The sequence below is a fragment of the Bradyrhizobium sp. 22 genome, from assembly GCF_000482425.1.
Classification (GTDB): Bacteria; Pseudomonadota; Alphaproteobacteria; order Rhizobiales; family Xanthobacteraceae; genus Bradyrhizobium; species Bradyrhizobium japonicum_B.
On sequence record NZ_KI519399.1, the window covers coordinates 392,653 to 410,812 of the forward strand.

Below are 18,160 nucleotides of genomic sequence, written 5' to 3' on the forward strand. Positions count from 1 at the left end.
GTCGTTGCGCTCGACATCCTAGCAACCGACGAACGTGGTCCGCCAGAGGCCGCAAATCGAAGGATTCGACCGGCGCACTCCGCCATGTTCGTCACAGGTCTTCGCGCAGCCCCTTGAAAAACGGGTGCCTCACCTTTCCTTCCGCCGACTTGGCCCGGTATTCGACCTCGGCGAGCAGCTTCGGCTCGACCCAGATGCCCTTGTGGGCGATCCGCTTCGCGTACGGCTGCGTCTTCCGGATCAAGGGCTTCAACCGCTTCTGGAGGTTGGCGGCGGAGGCCTTGTCGAAGCCATGGTCGACCTTGCCAGCATAGACCAGGTCGTTCCCCTTGCGTCGACCGAGATAGACGCCGTCCCACTTTCCTTCATCGAGCGCGAAGCCGGCGATCGCCAGGGTCTCCCGCTGCGCGCAGGTCTTCTTCACCCAGTTATTGCCGCGACCGCTGGCGTAGATGCTATCGCGGACCTTCGAGACCACTCCCTCCAGGCCCACCTTGCAGGCGTGCGCGAACATGTCGGCGCCTTCGAGCTCGAAGCTTTCGCTGAACTGTATCTCGGTGCCATCGATGATCTTCTTGAGTTGGGTCTTGCGCTGGAAGAGCGGCACCTTCCGGAGGTCGCGGCCGTTCAGGTACAGGAGATCGAACGCGACCAGTACGATGCTGGTCGATCTGCCCTTCAATTCGTTCTGAAGGACGGAGAAGTCCGTCGTGCCGTCCGCGGCGGGGACCACGATTTCGCCGTCCACGATCGCCGACGCGGCCTTGATGTGCCAGGCGTCGTCGGCGACCTTCTTGAAGCGGTTGGTCCAGTCGTGACCGCGGCGGGTGAAGACCTTCACGGCTTCGTTCGCCAGATGGACCTGGACACGGTAACCGTCGAACTTGATTTCGTGAATCCATCGCGCTCCGGACGGCACCTTCTCGATCGATGATGCCAGGGCCGGCTCTACGAAGCCGGGAAACGGCGCCTTCACGCCGATCGCAGCCGGTTTACGTCGCTGAAACGCCACGCAACGAACTCCAACGCAACAACTCGCGGACTCAAGCCGGGACGGCAGAATTCGTTTCCGGAACTCGCGAATCCTTGCGGCGTTGCGTCGTCATCAGTTCGCAATAGGAGGAGCCGATGGCGGCAGCGAAGAAGAAGACCGCGCGTGGACGCAAGCAGGACCGGGCACGCGTCGCCAAGGGACAGGACTACGAAGTCCGCTACGAAGCGAAGAAGACCGGCCGCTCGGCTTCGGCCGTGAAGAAGGCAGTCAAGAAGGTCGGCAACAGCCGCAAGCGGGTCGAAAAGCGTCTCGGCCGCTAAGTCGCCTCGGATCCGGCCTCTCCGGGCCCGGAGGGCGTCGTGCGCGGCAGGGGAAGCGGGCGCTCGGGCGAGGTGAATCGCGACGCCTGCCCGCCCTTCGCATCATACCGTTTCGCCAGGTCGAGGAGGCGTCGGCGGGTAAATGGGTCGGCCCTTTCGGAAATGGTCCGGACCCGGCTTGCAAGCCCCAAATAGAATTCCTGCTCCATGGCGTACCCCACCCACGACATCACTCCTCAAATTTGGATGGCCTGCACTCGGGGAGTCAAGCGGCGCTGCCGCGGGAGTTTGAAAACTTTCCAACGTGCCTTGTACCGACGCCTCAGGCGGGCCTAAGCTGCCGGCGGCAGGAAAATTCGACATGACGGTGCTGCACCCTATCCGGAAGGCGTGTCCGGCCTGCGGAAGGCCCATGAAACTCGTCAAGAGCGACGCGGGCCCCGGCAAGGTGCGCTATGTCTGTCCCGTTTGCGACGACGATCCTTTGCACGACCCTGCCGCTCGCAAGTGGGTGGATAGCCCGTTGAAGCCGCCTGCGGACTGAGCTCTCCGTCAGCCGTAACGGTAGTTAGATGCGGCTGGAGAACCGGGTGAACGCGGTCAGCCTCTGCACGGTTGGCTCGACGTCCTGCATGTAGATCTCGGTCCGGAGGAACGCGATCTCATCGTTGAGCGCGGTCTCGTCGACGTCTCTGAACCAGGACTTGGGGCGCCCGTCGCTACCGTCGTTCCAACGATAGCCGCGCCGCTTCAACGAGTCCTTGAGTTCGAATGCGGTCTGCTCCGCCCAGACACGCATCGTCGGCTTGCGGGCGGTTTCCAGCAACAGCGCCAGCGCCGTCGAACCGGCGGTCGGAAGCTCGGATGCCAGCACCTCCAGAAGAGCGTGACAGTCGTCGACGGCCCGATGCGCCTGGTGGAAGAAACCGGCACCGTTCAGCAGATAGCCGAGTTGCGCTCCCACGAAGCCGTGTTTGCGCCAGTCGATCTCGCTCATGCTGCAGGCCCAAGCCTTCTGCTCGAACACGGGCCAGTAGCGCTCGACGAACCTTCTGTCGAAAGAGCTGTTATGCGCGATCGTAATGACCCCGCTTTCGGCGAACGCCGTGACGGCGGCATCGTCGAATTTTTGACCGGCAACCGCTTCGTTGGTGATCCCGGTTAGTGCCGTCACTTCCGCGGTGATCGGCGCACTCGGTTCGTTGAAAGCGGAGAACGTGTCTCTGACGCCGACGATCCGCCCCTCCGGCGTGTAGTCGAACTTGACCATCCCGAGCTCGATGATCTCGTCTTTCGCGTGGTCGAGGCCGGTCGTCTCCGTGTCGAGCAGGATGCCGGTCCTGACCTCTTGTCCCACAGTCGGCATGTAGGTCGGTCGGGCAACCAGGCGGCGTAGGACCCGGTAGTCGGGTGACCGGCTCAATGCCTCGGCCATTGCGGGCAGGTCCGCCGGGTCCAGAGTATGCTCGTCTCTGAGGGGCTGGGTCAGCGCGTCCATGGGTCCACAATACCTGCCCAAATCTCCACGAGATACTTGGAAAACACGCGATTCACGACGATTTCGGACGTGCCCGGGAGCGCTGCGGGCAGATGGCCAATTTTCCTGTTGGCGCTCCCGGAGCATGTCGGAACCGGCAGGCTCCGTTCGTCTTGAATCCAGCACCGTCCCTCCGGAGTACCGCGTTCATGGCCCCCCGCGCCAACTGGAAAGGCTTCCTGCGTCTGTCACTGGTGACCTGTCCGGTGGCCCTCTATCCGGCGACGTCGGAGTCCGAGAAGATCTCGTTCAACCAATTGAACCGGACCACGGGCCATCGCATCAAGTACCTGAAAGTCGATTCCGACACCGGCGACGAGGTGCCGAATGAAGACATCGTCAAGGGCTATGAACTCGAGAAGGGTCAGTACATCGAGGTTTCGAAGGAGGAGCTCGAGGAGATAGCGCTGGAGTCCACGCGGACCATCGAGATCGACGAGTTCGTCGACAGGTCCGATATCGACCCGCGCTACCTGATCCGCCCCTACTACCTACGGCCGGACGGCAAGGTCGGGCACGACGCCTTCGCGGTGATCCGCGAGACCATCCGCGAGATGGACAAGGTCGCGATCGGCCGGGTGGTGCTGACCAACCGCGAGCACATCATCGCCCTCGAAGCGCGCGACAAGGGCCTGATCGGCACCTTGCTGCGCTATCCCTACGAGGTGCGCAGCGAGCAGGAGTATTTCGACGAGATCCAAGACGTGAAGGTCAGTAAGGAGATGCTCGACCTTGCCAGGCACATCGTGAACCAGAAGGCGGGGCGCTTCGATCCGGAGAAGTTCGAGGACCATTACGAGAGTGCGCTGGTCGACCTCATCAACCAGAAGAGGGCCGGTAAGGTCATCCGCCCGAAGGAGCGGCCGAAGGGCGAGAACGTCGTCGATCTGATGGACGCGCTCCGCAAGAGCGTCGGCGGTGCGGTGACCGAAGCTCCGACCCAGAAGAAGCCTGCCAAGAAGGCGAAGAGGGCCTTGACCGGGCAGAAGGAGATGCTGATGCCCATCGCCGGTAAGAAGCCTGCGAAGGATGCCGCGAAGAAGCCCGCAGCAGGAGCTCGGCGGAAGTCGGCTTGAGGTCCGGAATCCGGTGGCTCCCGATGACGCTTGCGGGACTGACACGGGAAGAGGATGCCACTTGCAAGGCTGTGCTTCGGATCGGAACAGCGGGGTGGAATGTTCCTCAAAGCTGCAAGGAAAGAGTTGGCGGCACAGGTAGCCACCTTGAGCGTTACGCGGCGGTGTTGAACGCCACCGAGATCAACTCATCTTTTCATAGGCCGCACCGGCGCTCGACGTACGAGAAGTGGGCAAGCTCGACGCAGGATGACTTCCGATTTTCGGTCAAAGTCCCTAAGTCCGTCACTCATTCGTCCCAGCTTGCGCGGGCTGAACTTGATCGGTTCATCGAAGAAAGCGCCGGCCTCGGTGCGAAGCTCGGGGTTTTGCTCGTTCAGTTTGCGCCTCGCAAGATGTTCGTTCAATCAGATGCGGAAATCCTGTTCGGCGCACTGCGGGAAGGGACCTCAGCCGCTCTCGCTTGCGAACCACGTCACGTCAGCTGGTTCACGCCCGAGGTCGGTGCTTGGCTCAGGGAGCGCCGGATCAACCGCGTCGCTGCGGACCCGGCACGTGTGCCCGATGCCGACCTGCCGGGCGGGTGGTCGGGACTGCATTATTTCCGGCTGCATGGAGCGCCGCGCATCTACTACTCCGCCTACGACGGTGCATACCTTGGCGCGCTGAAGTCACGGCTCGGTGCTGCATCGTCGTCAGGCGAGGCCTGGTGCATCTTCGACAACACCGCCGCCGGCGCGGCGCTCGAGAACGCACTCGACCTGCTTCCTTGAGGGGCCTGCCCTGGACCGCGGGCGGGCCCACCCGGGTTAATACGGGCTTTTAAGGCCACCGGCCGTTTACCTTGGTAGGCTACGACGTTCCCATCATGGATAACGACTTCGAGCCTAGGGACCGTGCGGAAGAAGCGGTGAAGGAGGCCCTATTGGCCGATGGCTCCGAGCGGCAGCGCTGGCTCCAACTCGCGCAGGCTTGGCTCGAACTCGCCCGCATCCGCTGCCATCCGAGCGGTGCGGCAGGGCAGCCGAACTAATCTTTGCCTGGGGGGCACTCCGGGCACGCATCACTGATAGAACCCAAAACCTCGCGCACTTCCTCGACGGCCTGATCCGGAGACAAGCCCTCGGGCGGCTCCTGCCTGGCGATGTCCAACGCGTGCTCGCGCGCATGAGGGTCGGCCCGATCCGTAGCCCAGCCGTGCTCCCCGCATTCGCGGATAGCGCCCGCCTCCTGCAGCACGTGGATCGCCCAGCCGCGCAGCGTCCGGATCGCCGGTCGTCTTTCCTTCGTCATCAGCATCGACATCGCTCCTGCCAGGACGAATCCTGCCCCCGCCTGACCGTTCCGGGCGGTTAGCACGGGTCAGGGATTCGCAATTGGTAGGGCTGAGGCTTGTCCCCCTGTTCCGCGTCGCTGTGCATAAACCAGAAGCGCTGGCCGGATGGACCGGGCCGTCTCAAGTTGATCGGCGTTGCCAGCCCGAACGCGCAAGGTGTATTTGCCAGGCTTGGTACCTCTGAAGTAGCAGGAGGGGTGTATGGGTAACTGGCTCGTCGTTCCCAAGGGGACAGGCCTGGCGAGGCGGACCCGAGCGCGTCGCGCCGCGCAATACGTCCGGATGTCGAGGGAGCTGCAGCGCTACTCGATCAAGAACCAGATGGCAGCAATCGCCACCTATGCCGAGGCGAACGCTCTTACAATCGTCCGCACCTATTCGGACGAGGGCCGCAGCGGCCTCCGGATCAAGGGACGGCCCGGTCTCATCGAACTGATCGAGGACGTCCAGTCGGGGCACGCCGACTTCGACCACATCCTCGTCTACGACGTCAGTCGCTGGGGCCGCTTCCAGGACGTCGACGAGAGCGCGTACTACGAATTCCTTTGCAAGCGGAACGGCGTCCAGGTCGAATACTGCGCCGAGCTCTTCAAAAACGACGGCACATTCGTGTCAGGGATCGCGAAGAGCCTGAAGCGGGGCATGGCCGCAGAGTGGAGCCGAGAACTCTCGGTCAAGGTGCACGCTGGACACTGCCGGGTCGCGAGCCTTGGATACCGCGTCGGCGCTCCCGTGGGATATGGCCTCCGGCGCCTGATGGTCGACGAGAGCGAGCATCCGAAGGGCTTCCTCGAAAAGGGCCAGTTCAAAGCGTTGCAATCGGATCGCGTTCGACTACAGCCCGGCTCCGCCGAGGAGGCAGCCGTGGTCCGGATCATTTTCGATCAGTTCGTCAACGGCCGGAAATCCTACAGCGACATCCGGCGCCAACTGAACGATGCCGGCATCGCCAACCACAATGGCCGGCCGTGGACGGATGGCATGATCCCGACCATCCTCGCGAACGAGAACTACATCGGCAAGACCATCTACAATCGCACCTCGCGACGCTTGGGACAGAAGCTCGTCAAGAATCCGGATCACGCATGGGTCCGAGGCGCAGCGGCGATCGAGCCTATTGTGGATCCCGGCATCTTCGCTCGAGCCCAAAAACTGTTGGCCGAACGGCGTGTGGAGGTTTCCGAAGATGAAATGCTCCTGCGCCTTCGTCTCGCGCTCCGCCGGCGAGGTAAGCTCAATTCCCGCATCATCAATACGACGCTCGGCCTCAATCACGTCTCCTCGTACGTGAAGCACTTCGGTTCGCTGCGGAAAGCCTACGCGCTGATCGGCTACGTGTCGTCGCGCGACTGCGACTGGATCGACACCCGGGAGTTTTGGGCTGCCGAACAAGCGAGGCACGCAACCGAGCTCGCGGAGGTGTTGCGAAACGACCTTGGTCTTCGGCCGGAGCTCGCTCCGGACGGCATCGGCGTCGATGTCGAACGCAGGCGGGTAGTTTCGTTTCTCGTCGCGCGACGGCTGGCGCGACGGGGAGAGGACCACGCTGCGCAATGGAAGGCCTACCGAAGGCAGATTTCGTCGGGCCTGCTTGCCGTGATGCGGTTGGATGCGGCAAATCGCGAGATCGAGGATTACGTTCTACTGCCTGCCTCGTTGAGGTCGGGACGCTACGTCTGGCTTGCATCAGGCTCCCTTCGCCGCCATCGCGGAGCGCTTTACCGGGAAAGGGGGACACTGTTCGCGGCCATCAAAGCAACGCTGGCAAAAACCACCCGTGCCGCCCCAACCAGCTCAGCACCGCCGAAAAAGCGATCGAGATCAGGCCAGCCCAAAGCCAAGGGCTTCGGCGGGCGGCGCTCACGGTGCGGAGGTACAAAATCGCACCGATGAGAGTGCCGTAATTCCTTCGGAAGTCACCGTTCAGTTTCGCGATCTTGGACAATTCCGAGGAGGTGTCCACGTCATTCGCCATCGGGCTGGCTCCTTCGTCTCGCTAGGACCAGCGCCTTATGAACCACTGTTTTGCCCGACGGAGCAAGACAAAATTTCGCCTTATCGGAATTTTCGGGGGTCACTCCAAGTCGCCCCATTGCTCGAACCGCTAGGCGGCCTCGCCGATATATCTCTCCTCACTCCGCTTCTGGTTGATGAGATTCAACAACTTGGCGGAGGCCCGCGCGTCGCATAGGGCGCGGTGGTGATTGTCGAGTGATATGCCGTAGATCTCGCAGAGCTTCCCTAGTCCGTAGGACTTATGTCCCGGATAGCGCCGCCGCATCCCGGCACATGTGCAGAGCTTCGGAAATCTGAAGCGACGCCCGATCCGCTCGAATTCGTAGGAGAGGAAACCGTAGTCGAAGCTGACGTTATGGGCGACGAAGATGCCGTCGGCCATGAACTGCATTAAGGAATCCGCGACTTCGGCGAACAAAGGCGCGTCGCGAACCATCTCGTTCGTGATGCCGGTCAGCTGGACGATCTTGGCTGGAATGGAACGCTGCGGGTTGAGGAGAGAGTGCCACTCGTCCACGACCTGGTGGTTGCGGACCTTCACCGCGCCGATCTCGGTGATGCGGTCCCCGTTCGACCATGAGCCGGTGGTCTCGATATCGACCACCACGTAATCCTGCTCGGGGTCGAAGCGGTAGTCGACCCGACCGATCTCGGCCACAATGCCGGCGTCGCCGAGTTGGCGGAGGCGGGTCAGCTGGTTGCGGCGGATCACGTCCCCTTCGGCCTTAACCTCCATGAAGGACGCCTTGCCGTCCTGGACCAACATGAGGTCGGGGAAGCCGTCGCGCATGCCGCGGAAGTCGTCGCACATGCTGCCGAGGATGCTGGCGACGCCAGCCGGATCGGACCCTTCGAGCAGCGCGCGCAGCGCCTCCACTTGCACGTGATCCCAGCTGAAGATCCCGTTCGGGCGGCCCCATCTCGCTGCGACGGTGCGGAGGATCAACGGGAGGGCGGATCCGGACGCGAGGGCTGCCAGCTTCTCGTCGATCGTCGCGGCGAAGAGCCGGCGGAAGCTGCGATCCTTCAGGCAGTGAGGTAGCCAATCGAACCCGCTGGGCATCCGGGTGCTCTCGAAGATCTCGTCCCAGAAGAGCAGGCCGAACAGGCTGTGCCACAGCACATTCTCGGTGAAGAAAACCTTGGTGCCCTCGCGCCGCAGCACGCCGGCGACGCCCGCCTCGGGATTGCCGCGATGAGTGTCGTCTACGGTGATCGTGCGGCCGGACCGCAAAAGTTCGGTGTGGAGACCCGTGCGCCGTCCGCCGAACTTGCGGGCATAGAAGTCGGTAGCGAAAAGGTGTTCTTCGTCGCTGGCGGGATCATCGATCATGCGCTGCAGCAGCGCTTCGGCCTCGGCCTTGTCGCCCATGTTGTAGAGCAGGCGAACCAAGCGCTCGTTGCAGTCCGGGGAAGGTCCGGCACGGTAGAGCTGACGGGCGAGATCGCTCTCGCCCGCTTTCTCGAAGAAAAGCCCGGTCCGATGCGCGGCCCGGCTGCGGAGATCGCCGGCGAACTCGGTTGTGCAGGCGGGTCCGGCCAGCACGTCGATGGCGGCCACTCTGTGAACAGCCTCCGATCCGTCCTCCAGGCTGTCCAGGACGCGGCTGTAATGGAACGAGGCGAGCGCCTCCTCGGCATCGGTGAAGCGCGCGCTGAACGAGGTTTCGCGGTTTGTGCGGAGAATGCCTAAATCGCGCAACGCGAAGTTCTTTAGATCCACCTCGGTCTTGCCGAAATACAGATAGAGCAGGAACTCGATCGGACGCGTCCCGTCGAGCGCGATGAAGTTGCGGGCGCCGCAGTGCTGCGCGGCGACCGAAAATGGGATGCGCTCGAGGTAGTAGTCGATGAACTTCGGCTTGGACCAGGACTTCCGGACGTCTCCTCGCCCGGCCGCCTGCGCTCCGGTGACGAGGATGTCCTTTGGCAGGCATGAGACGAAGGCCGCATAGTCCGCCTCGCCGAGCTCGCGTGCGTGACCGGCCGCAGTCAGATCGGATGCCGCCCGCTCGACGTCATCGATCTCGGGGTAGCTGAACAGGGATCGGTTGAATATGGCACCGCGCCTGTTGATCATTCGGACCAGCAGGCATCGCGCATCTCTGGGAAGGGCCTCGAACCGCGCTATGAAGGCGTGGTGCTCCGGACCAAGCACGGGGGCGTACGTCCGCTGCACGAAGCCGAGCATTTCGGCGAAGTGGTCGAGATAATAGTAGACGGGTAGTTGAGGCAGTTTGGCCAAGCGGACCTTCGCGGCAGGAATCGTTCGTTCTATTTTTGTTCGAGCGCCGTCCTCAGAGTCAAGCGCCTCGACGGGCTACGGGTGACCAGAGCCGCGGACTTGGGCGGTCGCCGGCGCGGCGTCTTCCTTCACGCCCCGCGCCACGATCCGGAGCGTACCGTCCGGAAGCGGGCGCTGCAGCTTCAGGGCCTCCTCGGCGGGCGCCGTCATCCATGTTTCGACCTCGCCCGGCGTCGTCAGGATCACCGGCATTGCCTTCGGATGGATGGCGCCCACCTCGGCGTTCGGCTCGGTCGTCAGGAATGCGTACAGGTCGTTGGTGGTCTCGCCTTCCTTGACCTTCCTGACCGACGTCCAGTTGGTCCAGATGCCGGCGAAGCAAAGCAGCGGGCGGGTCTCGTCGAGCGCGAACCAGATGTCGCCGCCCTCGGCCTTGTTGAACTCGCTGAATGAGTTGAAGGGCACCACACACCGGTTCTCGACGCCCAGCCACCGTGTCCAATGCTTCGACGTCACGTTCCGGATGTTGGTCGTGCCGCCGTCGGGCTCCATCCGGAGCAATTCCTTGAAGTCGACGATCTTACCCTTGGCCTGCAGCTTCTCGGCCCGCTTCTTCGTCGCATCCATCAAGGCCTTCGATGACGACGGCATGCCCCAGCGGGCAAGCGCGAGCTCGCGGCCGTCGGCGCCGCTCCGGACGAACGGCGCCCGGTAATCCGGAAAGACGCCGGGCATCGGCGCCAGGTTGCCCACGTACCGATTGACGACGCGGAACAGCGAGCTGATGGCGGCCTGGTTGGTGGTGATCGAATACAGGTTACACATTTACGGGGTTTCCGGATCCGGATGGCGGGCTCGCTGCGACAGCTGTAGCAGCGTCGCCGGCGGGCGGCGACCGGCCCTGGCGCACTTGCTGCAGCGGAGGCGGCTCGCCAAGTCGTGGACGAACGTGGTCGGGGGGCGGCGCAGCGCCGCCAAATCGACGTCCCGGCGGGCCCTGCACCGCGAGCACTCGATCTCAAGCCATGCGTAGCCCCCGTTGATGGCCTGGTCGATCGTGGGGGACGGATCGATCGGCTCGCCGACTGACCACATGCGTTCGTTCCAGCTTTCGGCGAGCAGCTTGTCCGCCTTGCGGATCAACGCCTCCCCCTTGGCCCGGGCCTCGGAGGACTGGCCAGCGAGAATCGCGGTCATGGTGCGGGACCGGCCGAGCTCCTTCGCGAGTGCCTTGCGGTCGCCTCCGGAGAGCGGGGTCGGGTGGTGCTTGGGTGCCATAGGCCATCAGCCGGCTAACCATCGAGCGACGGCCAGCAGCCGTCCTCCTCGTGGCGGCCCGTACGCTGCGTGCATGTGTCGTCGAGCAAGCGTTGGCCGACGTCCTTCCAGACCGCGTCCGGACCGTACAGCCTGATGGCGTCGACCTTCTGGATTTCGACGATCGTGTTGCAGCGCCGGCAGGCGACCCGCAGCAGGTGCTGAGGGATCTGGTCCAGCCGCAGTAGGCGTCCGGATCGTGCGGGACCGGGGCGGCTCACGTCGGCGCCGGCGTCCTCCAGGATGGATTCCCAGTATCCGGAAGGCAGGTCGTCACCAGGGGCCAGCCCGCGCCCTGGAGGCGCGTTCCTGTCGACGGCATGCGCCATCGCTTCCATCTGCTTTCGTGTCGGCATGCGCCAGCTGGCGGGGCGGTCGGTCATTTGGGTATAATAGAACATATCATGAACATTGGAGTCGAGTCGGAATTCGGTGGAGGAAGTCCTCCGGAAGGATTTCACTCCCCGACGCTAAGGAACCGGGTCGTGTAATGTATTGGAGGTGCTATTGCGATGGGCGTATCGCCTTGGTTAGCTTCAGGTCTGGCGACAACCCTCGAATGTGCGTCTGCCACCATGGCGCGGCATCAAGGTCCGAGGGTCGAACCAAGGGAAGAGGGTAAGGACGGCAGGGCAAAGGACTCGAACGCTTGTTCGAGGCGGTGGGGGTTCGTTCGCGATGGATCTTTCGGATGAGCATGGTCGACTGACCGAGGCGTTTGGGCGCCTCAGGCTCAAGCTGCTCGACCTGTCCAAAAAGAACCGGATGCTCAACTACAGCCTAGGCAGCCGATCGAAGCGGCATCTACAGATCATCGACGAGGTGATCGACGAAACCTACAGAAAGCTCGTCAAGGAGGAAGTCTCCCTCCGCATCGATGCTCTCGAAGAGCCGGAAGGCACGCCTTCGGAAGAGAAGACGGAGGAATTCGCCGCCACTCTCGAGCATGCGAAGGTATCCGACCTCGAATATCTGACCAAGCTGGAGGCACTCGAGAGTTCGGGGCGTGACGACGAGTCGGAGTTAGTCAGGCTCGAACGCGAATTGCGCGATCGCGTGAGGGAGACGCTGGGTCTTGCCCCACGGCCGAAAAGAGCCGAATTGAACAGGGCGGAGCATGCCCGCAGCATCGGAATCGAGCCGAACTTCGCGCTCGGGCCCACCAAAACCAAACCGTCTCACAGCGATGCGGTGCTGCAGACGCTGAAGTTTCCGGACGAACTGGACCGGATCATGGGAAAGCTCGTGGCGGACGCGAGACTTTCCGAGCAGGAGATGGGCATCTCGACGCTGTTCCTGTCGTTCGGATTCTTGGAGTGGTACGAATCCGACGTCTCGGACAAGAAGGCGTTCGCTCCGCTTTTGCTGCTGCCGGTCAAGGTGGAGGTCAAGAAGCAGTACGGCAAGAACGTCTATTCTCTCGTTGCAAGCGAGGGCGCGGCCGAGACGAACCTGAGCCTGCAGAAGTTGCTCGAGACCAACGCCGCGTTTCACCGCAAGCTGCCCTCGTTCGAAACTGGTGAAGACGAAGGCGCCGCCTCGATCGAGAACTACTTTGCGGGCGTCAAGGAGGCGATCAAGGGGTTGAACCGTTGGCAGATCCACCGCTGGATGGTGCTCGGTCACTTCGCTTTCGGTCGCTTCGCCGTCTATTCGGACCTCAATCCGGAGAACTGGGTTCAGGATCCGGTGGATCACCCGCTGGTGGGGGCGATCCTGAGGGGCACCGACAATACGGGCGGTGACGGCGCTCTGATGCTTGGAGACCCGACCGACTATCAGATCGACGAGGCGGAGTTCGAGACGATAGCGCCCTTCCTCATTCAAGACGCCGACGCATCCCAGCACAGCGCGCTCATCGACGCCATGAAGGGGCAAAACCTCGTCATTCAGGGGCCGCCCGGCACCGGCAAATCGCAGACGATTTCGAACATCATCGCCAATGCACTCGCGTTGGACAAGACGGTCCTGTTCGTAGCGGAAAAGCAGGCGGCTCTGGAGGTCGTTAAACGCAGGCTCGAACGTGCCGATCTCGGACGTTTTTGTCTCGAGCTTCATTCCGAGAAGGCGTCTCCGAAAGCCGTCCTCGAGAGCCTTACAGAACGCCTGAAGATGTCGCCCGTAGTTGCTCCGGCAGATGCCGGCCGCTCGCTTCACGAGAATCGCACGGAAATCGGGAAGTACCTCCAAGCCTTGCACGCCGTTCAGCCGGGCGGAAGAACCACGTTTGACCTGATCTGGAAGTCGATCCGCGGACTGGCGGATTCTCAGGACGCTTCGGAAATCTTCGCAAACACCAAGTTGCCCGACGAACTCCTCCTCAATTCAGAAAGCCTCGTCGACGCCGAGGAGCGCCTGGCCAGATTCGCAGAAGCCAGCGACAACTTCGAGAAGGCGTTCGGTCATCCAACCGACTCGCCGTGGGCAAGCGCGGGGCTATCGGACATCGGACGCAACCAGGTCGAAGACCTGCTCGCCACCCTGCGCGAACTCGCCGCGGCGGCGGACGACCTGTCTTCCTGCTTGCAGGACAATGTGTTGGGCGTTCGGTCGCTAAGCGCGCTGAAGGAGGCCCTTAGGGTCAGCGGCGAAATGAACTCGTCTCCACCTGATGTGGTCGGGGCTATCGCCCACCTCGACCAGAACCAGCTGCGCAAGGACCTGGAAAATCTACGGGCCCTCCGCAAGGCGGAGCAGGAACTATCCCGCTACCCGACTCTCGGAAATCCGTCGGGCGAAACCCTCGCAACGGCCGTCGCGCTGGGCAAGCTTCAGCTGCTGGAAACCTATCGGGAGTGCACGCCGACCGAACTGGTCTCGGCGGCGAACGAGACCGCACAGAAGGACCGGCGGCTCAAGGACGACATCGACCGGTTCCGCCCTGCACTCGAAATGTTCGGTCTTGATGGAGCGTGCGCATGCGACACGTTCGTCTCGACTGCGAAGGCCATCATGGCCTGGGCGAAGATCCAGACCGAGCATAGACCCGCCCTTCTCTTGAACCCGGGCATCGACGAGACTGCGTTTGGGCGCCTCTTCAAGCGCTGGAACGACCTGCTGGCGAAAGAGGCCGAATGGCGCCGCAACCTCTCCGTATACGGCGGCCAAGCCTGGCCCGCGGCTTCCGCGCTGCGGAGCGCGTCGGAACTGCTGAAGAAAGGCAAGGTCGGCCTTGCCATCGAGGCGATGAAAGGCAACACGAAGCCGGTGAACGAACTCCTCGCCCGCTTGGGTTTGACCGGCGTCCAAGATCCGTCATCTCGATTGGCGGATCTGGCCAACCACGTCGATGCACTCGAAGAATTTGAAACGGACGACGAGGCTTCGCACCTGCTCGGGGCGAGTTGGCTCGGTCTGGAAACCAAGTTTCGTCTGATCGAGTACGGTATCCGTGCGCGGAAATATCTCACCGACCATGCAGGCAGCGACGTCGCCGCCCGACTGATGCGGATCCCCCCGAAGGATGGGCCGCGTCTGCAGAGCTTCGAATCGGCGGCGGCTTCACTGGCTCGCGAAGTGTCGTCGAGGCCCGACGGCCTGGTCGGAGGATCCGTGGATCTCGCGGTGACGATGCTGGCCGACAGCATCGCGAGCATGGAACGCGTCGCCGCCACGGACCCTCGCGGATTGCTCAAGGCCTTCGATATCCCCGTCCGAGAATTGGCTGCAGCCGCGAAGGTCGAGATCGACAGGAGGCCGGTAGCCGACGAACTCGCGAAGTCGCCTCTGTCTGCGGACCTGGCTCGCTTCGACGGTTCGCAAGCCGGTATCGACCAGATGTCGGCCGGCGTCGAATGGCTGAGGGCATTGAGGGCCTCCGCCCCTGCGCCCGCTCTGTTGCGACAACTGAGTTCGGCGGACGCGAGGGACGAGTTCGCCCGCCTTGCGCAGCTTACCGAACGGGCAAGCCCGCAACTTCGGAGGTACGAGGACAATTTCAAGGTGCTCCGCTCGAGCTTCGGCCTAGTCGACCGGTTCGGCGAAGCCGAGCCGGACTCGGTCGCGGAGAAGCTTCGAGCGCTTCTGGACCGGAAGCAGGAATTGCCGGAATTCCTGGGATTGCGTCGTGAGCGGCGCGAACTCGAAGAGCTCGGTCTCGGCGACTTTCTCGACCGGTCGGACGCGGCGCGCATCGCTCCCTCGCGCTTGCCGCATATGCTCGCAGGCGCCCTTGCCCGGCGCGGCGCGACTTTGGCCAGGCGATCTGCCGAACCGCTCCAGAACAACACCGGCGCTTCGCTCGAAGCGCGAAGGCGGCAATTCGCGGAAAAGGACCGCTCGAAGATCCGTGACGACCGTATCCGCATCAAGGCGAAGTTGATGACGAAGAAGCCCTTGCCGGGCTCGAACGTCGGCAGACGACGGGCATGGACGGAAATGGCGCTGATCGCCAACGAGATCGGCAAGGAAAGGGGCTTCGTTCCGGTCCGTACGTTGCTGGCGCAGGCGGGCAAGTCCGTTCAGGCGCTCAAGCCTTGCTTCATGATGTCTCCGCTCTCGCTTGCAAAGTTCATGAAGGCAGGTTCGCTTTCCTTCGATCTGCTCGTCATCGACGAAGCCTCTCAGATGCGACCGGAGGACGCCCTCGGCGCCATGCTGAGGTCGAAGCAGATAGTGGTCGTGGGCGACCAGAAGCAGTTGCCGCCGACGGATTTCTTCGCGCGATCCGGAGACGGAGGAAACGACGACGAGGATCTCGACGACTACGACGACGAGTCCATTCTCGAAAGTTGTCAGAAGACTTTCGGTCTGCGTCGGCCGTTGCGATGGCACTACCGGAGCCGGTGCGAAAGCCTGATCCGGTTCTCAAACGAGAGGTTCTACAAGCGGGAACTGATCACGTTTCCGGCGTCGAAGCCCGCATCCTTTTCGATCGACCTCGTCCGGGTCGCTGGCTCGTTCCAAGCCCGATGCAATCCGGTCGAGGCGAGCCGCGTCGCGGAGGAGGCGATCACTTTCATGCGTCACCACGCGACGTCGGGCGAAAGCGACATCCCATCTCTCGGCATCGTGGCCCTGAACATCCAACAGCGCGATCTCATCCAGGAGGAGCTCAATCGGCTGGTGGTCGACGATGTCTTGGTCGAGCAGTATCGGGAAAAGGTCGCCAACAGGGGCGAGGAATTCTTCATCAAGAACCTGGAGAACGTGCAGGGCGACGAACGCGATTTCGTATTCATATCGATGACCTACGGACCCGAGCCCGGCAGCGCCGTACTGAAGCAGCGGTTCGGGCCGATCAACCGCAAACAGGGCCATCGCCGGCTGAACGTGCTGTTTTCTCGTGCGCGCACTCGCATCGGTCTCTTCACTTCCTTTTCGTCCTCGGACGTCAAGCCGACTTCAGACAGCGCCGAGGGCGTCCACGTTCTTCAGAAGTATCTCGAGTACGCGGAAACGCGGGGCAGGATGGCGACCAATCCGGAGCGCGAGGGAGAGCCCGACAGCGACTTCGAAGTCGAGGTCGCGGATCGGCTCCGCGCGAGGGGCTTTACGGTCGATTATCAGGTGGGAGCGTCGGGCTACAAGATTGATCTCGGCGTGCGTCATCCCGATTTTGCGGAGCGCTACCTCGCCTGTCATTCGGCCTGCAATATTGACCCCTTAAGCCGGGGGATCGGCGTCCAAAATTGGCTCTGACGCAATCTTGGTGCAGCTCCTTTCATTCTGCGCCGACTAACCGGGCTTGGAGCAGATCGATCTTCCCGCGGCCATACATTTGGCGCCTGACGAGCTTGAGGCGCGTAATCTGTCCTTCGGTTTGTCCGTTCGACCAGGGCGACGTGATTGCGGCTCGGACTGCCGCTTGGTCTCTCCCGACGCCGCTCGCGAACGAGGCGACGAGACTGGCGCGGGCACGCTCGATCCAAGGAGCGAGGCCCGCCTCGGTCTTACGGCGGATCATCAGGTGGAATTCGGCGATGATCTCGCGTGCCTCGACCAGAGTTGGCACGCCAGCTTCGATCGCCGCGACCGTGACGGTCTCCGCTTTGGTGAGCAGGTCCCGTCCGATTGTCATGAGGCGAGCGATCGTTCTGGCCGACGGAATCCTCTGAAGGTTTTGTGTGTCGGTCCTTTCCGCTCGTCGTCTGCGGGTTGCCCACTCGCTGATGACACGGAGCGAGCCTCGGAAGCCACGCCCTTTCAAACGGCGCCAAAGTTCAGCACCGTTGCGGCAGCCAGACGCCCACTGCTCGTCCAGCCATGGCAAGTGCACATCCAACGAACTTTGTCGGGTTCGGAACACGTCGTGACGTTCGCCGCGGACCACCTGTCGCACCAGCTTCCTGCTGTGGCCGGTCTGACGCACGATCTGCTTGATAGGTATGCCATTCTTCGACAGAGCCAGGATGACCGCGTTGGTCTCCTCGCGGCGCAGATAGCCCTCATACTGGAGGCGCTCAGCGGCGGTGAGTAGCTTGGGATCGATCGTGGTCGCACCGAGGACGGTGCGTATCTGGCGCATCGATTTGCGGACGGCATCGAGGAAGGCGCGACTGGCGTTCTCCATCAGATGCCAACGGTCGGCGACCTGTACTGCGTGCGGCAGGGCCTTGGCCGCGGCTTCGCCATATCCGCCGCCGCGGTCACGGGCGACGATTGCGATCGAGGGATGAGCAGCGAGCCAGGCTTGGGCCGTCGCCGGCTCACGATCCGGCAACAAAGTGACGACCCTGCGCCTTTCCAGGTTGCAGACGATGCTGGCGTATCGGTGATTGCGCCGCCAGGCCCAGTCATCAATGCCGATGACCCTGAGCGGGTCAGCTGGGGGACGGCTACGGTGCCGAACCACCCGAAGAAGGGTATCTTTGCTCACCGGCAGCATCAGCCGCTTTGCGAAGACTGCTGCCGGTCTACCCCCAAGCGCCAAGCCAAGGTGGTGAACGATGGACTCCAGCCTCGCGGTGCGGCGCGCCGAAGGCGCCAGTACGCCTTCGCCGAAGCGCTCAGTGAAGATCTGACGCCCGCACAGAACCGCGTCGCAGCGAAAACGGCGGGCGATTACCAGGAGCTGGACGATCCGACCCGAGAGCGGCAGATCGGTCACGCGGCGCCGGTAGCGGCTATGGACACGCCGCGAAACCGTTCCGCACGATGGACACAGGCCGACGCTGCCGGACGCCCGAACCACAACGATCGCCTTATTACCCTCGTAGTAAGCACTCTCTACAACAAACCCACGCGGCACCAAACTGGAGCGGTGGAGTGCCTGCTGCATGGCGCTGATTCTCCTCCAATCAAAGCGCCAGACATCCTCCAAACTGCATCAAAAGTGAGTCAGAGCCAAATTTGAACGCCGATTGACATCCAGACCCGCC

The 18,160-nt window shown here is 62.8% G+C and carries 16 protein-coding genes; 7 read left to right on the forward strand and 9 right to left on the reverse strand.

Features of this window, described 5'->3' with window-relative positions; genetic code table 11:
- Window positions 1-91 precede the first annotated feature (91 nt).
- Complete coding sequence (ligD, locus tag K410_RS0103190) at window positions 92-1,012, reverse strand: non-homologous end-joining DNA ligase (RefSeq protein ID WP_028133502.1); 921 nt, start codon at window positions 1,010-1,012, stop codon at window positions 92-94.
- Between the two features lie 116 nt (window positions 1,013-1,128).
- Between ligD and K410_RS0103195 the strand changes: the two genes are divergently transcribed.
- Window positions 1,129-1,314 (forward strand): DUF3606 domain-containing protein, encoded by a 186-nt coding sequence (locus tag K410_RS0103195; RefSeq protein WP_028133503.1) that lies wholly within the window; start codon window positions 1,129-1,131, stop codon window positions 1,312-1,314.
- On the opposite strand, the gene K410_RS40945 is transcribed toward K410_RS0103195, so the two are convergent.
- Window positions 1,311-1,523 carry a hypothetical protein gene (locus K410_RS40945; RefSeq protein WP_028133504.1) on the reverse strand — a complete coding sequence of 71 codons (213 nt, stop codon included), beginning with the start codon at window positions 1,521-1,523 and terminating at the stop codon, window positions 1,311-1,313. The two genes, K410_RS0103195 and K410_RS40945, sit on opposite strands and share 4 nt — an antisense overlap.
- Window positions 1,524-1,726: 203 nt before the next feature.
- Here K410_RS40945 and K410_RS41250 point away from each other — a divergent pair, with 203 nt between their 5' ends.
- On the forward strand, window positions 1,727-1,858 hold the full coding sequence (locus tag K410_RS41250; RefSeq protein ID WP_259172569.1) for a hypothetical protein: 132 nt from the start codon (window positions 1,727-1,729) through the stop codon (window positions 1,856-1,858).
- Window positions 1,859-1,882: 24 nt separating this feature from the next.
- On the opposite strand, the gene K410_RS0103210 is transcribed toward K410_RS41250, so the two are convergent.
- A complete protein-coding gene (locus tag K410_RS0103210) occupies window positions 1,883-2,812 on the reverse strand; it encodes a 3'-5' exonuclease (RefSeq protein ID WP_049819911.1) in 930 nt (309 codons plus the stop codon).
- Window positions 2,813-3,000: 188 nt separating this feature from the next.
- Between K410_RS0103210 and ku the strand changes: the two genes are divergently transcribed.
- The 3 genes from ku (at window position 3,001) to K410_RS40230 (ending at window position 4,960) form a co-directional block, all read left to right on the forward strand.
- Window positions 3,001-3,927: a non-homologous end joining protein Ku gene (gene ku, locus K410_RS0103215; protein WP_028133507.1), complete on the forward strand. Its 927-nt coding sequence runs from the start codon at window positions 3,001-3,003 to the stop codon at window positions 3,925-3,927.
- A gap of 23 nt (window positions 3,928-3,950) precedes the next feature.
- Window positions 3,951-4,700 (forward strand): DUF72 domain-containing protein, encoded by a 750-nt coding sequence (locus K410_RS0103220; protein ID WP_049819912.1) that lies wholly within the window; start codon window positions 3,951-3,953, stop codon window positions 4,698-4,700.
- A gap of 95 nt (window positions 4,701-4,795) precedes the next feature.
- Entirely contained in the window at window positions 4,796-4,960 is a 165-nt protein-coding gene (locus tag K410_RS40230) for a hypothetical protein (protein ID WP_196235985.1), read from the forward strand.
- Here the strand turns inward: K410_RS40230 and K410_RS0103230 are convergent.
- Window positions 4,957-5,226 carry a hypothetical protein gene (locus K410_RS0103230; RefSeq protein ID WP_028133509.1) on the reverse strand — a complete coding sequence of 90 codons (270 nt, stop codon included), beginning with the start codon at window positions 5,224-5,226 and terminating at the stop codon, window positions 4,957-4,959. The two genes, K410_RS40230 and K410_RS0103230, sit on opposite strands and share 4 nt — an antisense overlap.
- A gap of 238 nt (window positions 5,227-5,464) precedes the next feature.
- On the opposite strand from K410_RS0103230, the gene K410_RS40235 reads away from it, so the two are divergent.
- Window positions 5,465-7,156: a recombinase family protein gene (locus tag K410_RS40235; RefSeq protein ID WP_080672115.1), complete on the forward strand. Its 1,692-nt coding sequence runs from the start codon at window positions 5,465-5,467 to the stop codon at window positions 7,154-7,156.
- A 211-nt stretch (window positions 7,157-7,367) separates the two neighbouring features.
- On the opposite strand, the gene K410_RS0103240 is transcribed toward K410_RS40235, so the two are convergent.
- The 4 genes from K410_RS0103240 to K410_RS0103255 all read right to left on the reverse strand — a co-directional run bounded on the left by K410_RS0103240 (window position 7,368) and on the right by K410_RS0103255 (window position 11,224).
- Window positions 7,368-9,524, reverse strand: a complete 2,157-nt coding sequence (locus tag K410_RS0103240) for an exonuclease domain-containing protein (RefSeq protein WP_028133510.1) — start codon at window positions 9,522-9,524, stop codon at window positions 7,368-7,370.
- A gap of 75 nt (window positions 9,525-9,599) precedes the next feature.
- A complete protein-coding gene (locus K410_RS0103245; protein ID WP_028133511.1) occupies window positions 9,600-10,349 on the reverse strand; it encodes an SOS response-associated peptidase in 750 nt (249 codons plus the stop codon).
- The gene (locus K410_RS0103250; protein ID WP_028133512.1) at window positions 10,350-10,802 is read right to left on the reverse strand and encodes a hypothetical protein; all 453 of its coding nucleotides are present in this window, start codon (window positions 10,800-10,802) and stop codon (window positions 10,350-10,352) included.
- A 14-nt stretch (window positions 10,803-10,816) separates the two neighbouring features.
- The gene (locus tag K410_RS0103255; protein ID WP_028133513.1) at window positions 10,817-11,224 is read right to left on the reverse strand and encodes a hypothetical protein; all 408 of its coding nucleotides are present in this window, start codon (window positions 11,222-11,224) and stop codon (window positions 10,817-10,819) included.
- 295 nt (window positions 11,225-11,519) lie between these two features.
- On the opposite strand from K410_RS0103255, the gene K410_RS0103260 reads away from it, so the two are divergent.
- Window positions 11,520-16,481, forward strand: a complete 4,962-nt coding sequence (locus K410_RS0103260; protein ID WP_028133514.1) for a DUF4011 domain-containing protein — start codon at window positions 11,520-11,522, stop codon at window positions 16,479-16,481.
- Window positions 16,482-16,503: 22 nt separating this feature from the next.
- Here K410_RS0103260 and K410_RS0103265 read toward each other — a convergent pair whose 3' ends face one another.
- Window positions 16,504-18,060 carry an ISL3 family transposase gene (locus K410_RS0103265; protein ID WP_028132974.1) on the reverse strand — a complete coding sequence of 519 codons (1,557 nt, stop codon included), beginning with the start codon at window positions 18,058-18,060 and terminating at the stop codon, window positions 16,504-16,506.
- Between the last annotated feature and the right edge of the window lie 100 nt (window positions 18,061-18,160).

Excerpts from the sequence above, each read along its gene's own strand:
- K410_RS0103245 (WP_028133511.1), bottom strand. The coding sequence starts at position 10,349 with ATGTGTAACCTGTATTCGATCACCACCAACCAGGCCGCCATCAGCTCG.
- K410_RS0103255 (WP_028133513.1), bottom strand. The coding sequence starts at position 11,224 with ATGACCGACCGCCCCGCCAGCTGGCGCATGCCGACACGAAAGCAGATG.
- K410_RS0103250 (WP_028133512.1), bottom strand. The coding sequence starts at position 10,802 with ATGGCACCCAAGCACCACCCGACCCCGCTCTCCGGAGGCGACCGCAAG.
- K410_RS0103220 (WP_049819912.1), top strand. The coding sequence starts at position 3,951 with ATGACGCTTGCGGGACTGACACGGGAAGAGGATGCCACTTGCAAGGCT.
- K410_RS0103230 (WP_028133509.1), bottom strand. The coding sequence starts at position 5,226 with ATGCTGATGACGAAGGAAAGACGACCGGCGATCCGGACGCTGCGCGGC.
- K410_RS0103195 (WP_028133503.1), top strand. The coding sequence starts at position 1,129 with ATGGCGGCAGCGAAGAAGAAGACCGCGCGTGGACGCAAGCAGGACCGG.
- ku (WP_028133507.1), top strand. The coding sequence starts at position 3,001 with ATGGCCCCCCGCGCCAACTGGAAAGGCTTCCTGCGTCTGTCACTGGTG.
- K410_RS40945 (WP_028133504.1), bottom strand. The coding sequence starts at position 1,523 with ATGGAGCAGGAATTCTATTTGGGGCTTGCAAGCCGGGTCCGGACCATT.
- K410_RS40235 (WP_080672115.1), top strand. The coding sequence starts at position 5,465 with ATGGGTAACTGGCTCGTCGTTCCCAAGGGGACAGGCCTGGCGAGGCGG.
- K410_RS41250 (WP_259172569.1), top strand. The coding sequence starts at position 1,727 with ATGAAACTCGTCAAGAGCGACGCGGGCCCCGGCAAGGTGCGCTATGTC.
- K410_RS0103210 (WP_049819911.1), bottom strand. The coding sequence starts at position 2,812 with ATGGACGCGCTGACCCAGCCCCTCAGAGACGAGCATACTCTGGACCCG.
- K410_RS0103260 (WP_028133514.1), top strand. The coding sequence starts at position 11,520 with ATGGATCTTTCGGATGAGCATGGTCGACTGACCGAGGCGTTTGGGCGC.
- K410_RS40230 (WP_196235985.1), top strand. The coding sequence starts at position 4,796 with ATGGATAACGACTTCGAGCCTAGGGACCGTGCGGAAGAAGCGGTGAAG.
- K410_RS0103265 (WP_028132974.1), bottom strand. The coding sequence starts at position 18,060 with ATGCAGCAGGCACTCCACCGCTCCAGTTTGGTGCCGCGTGGGTTTGTT.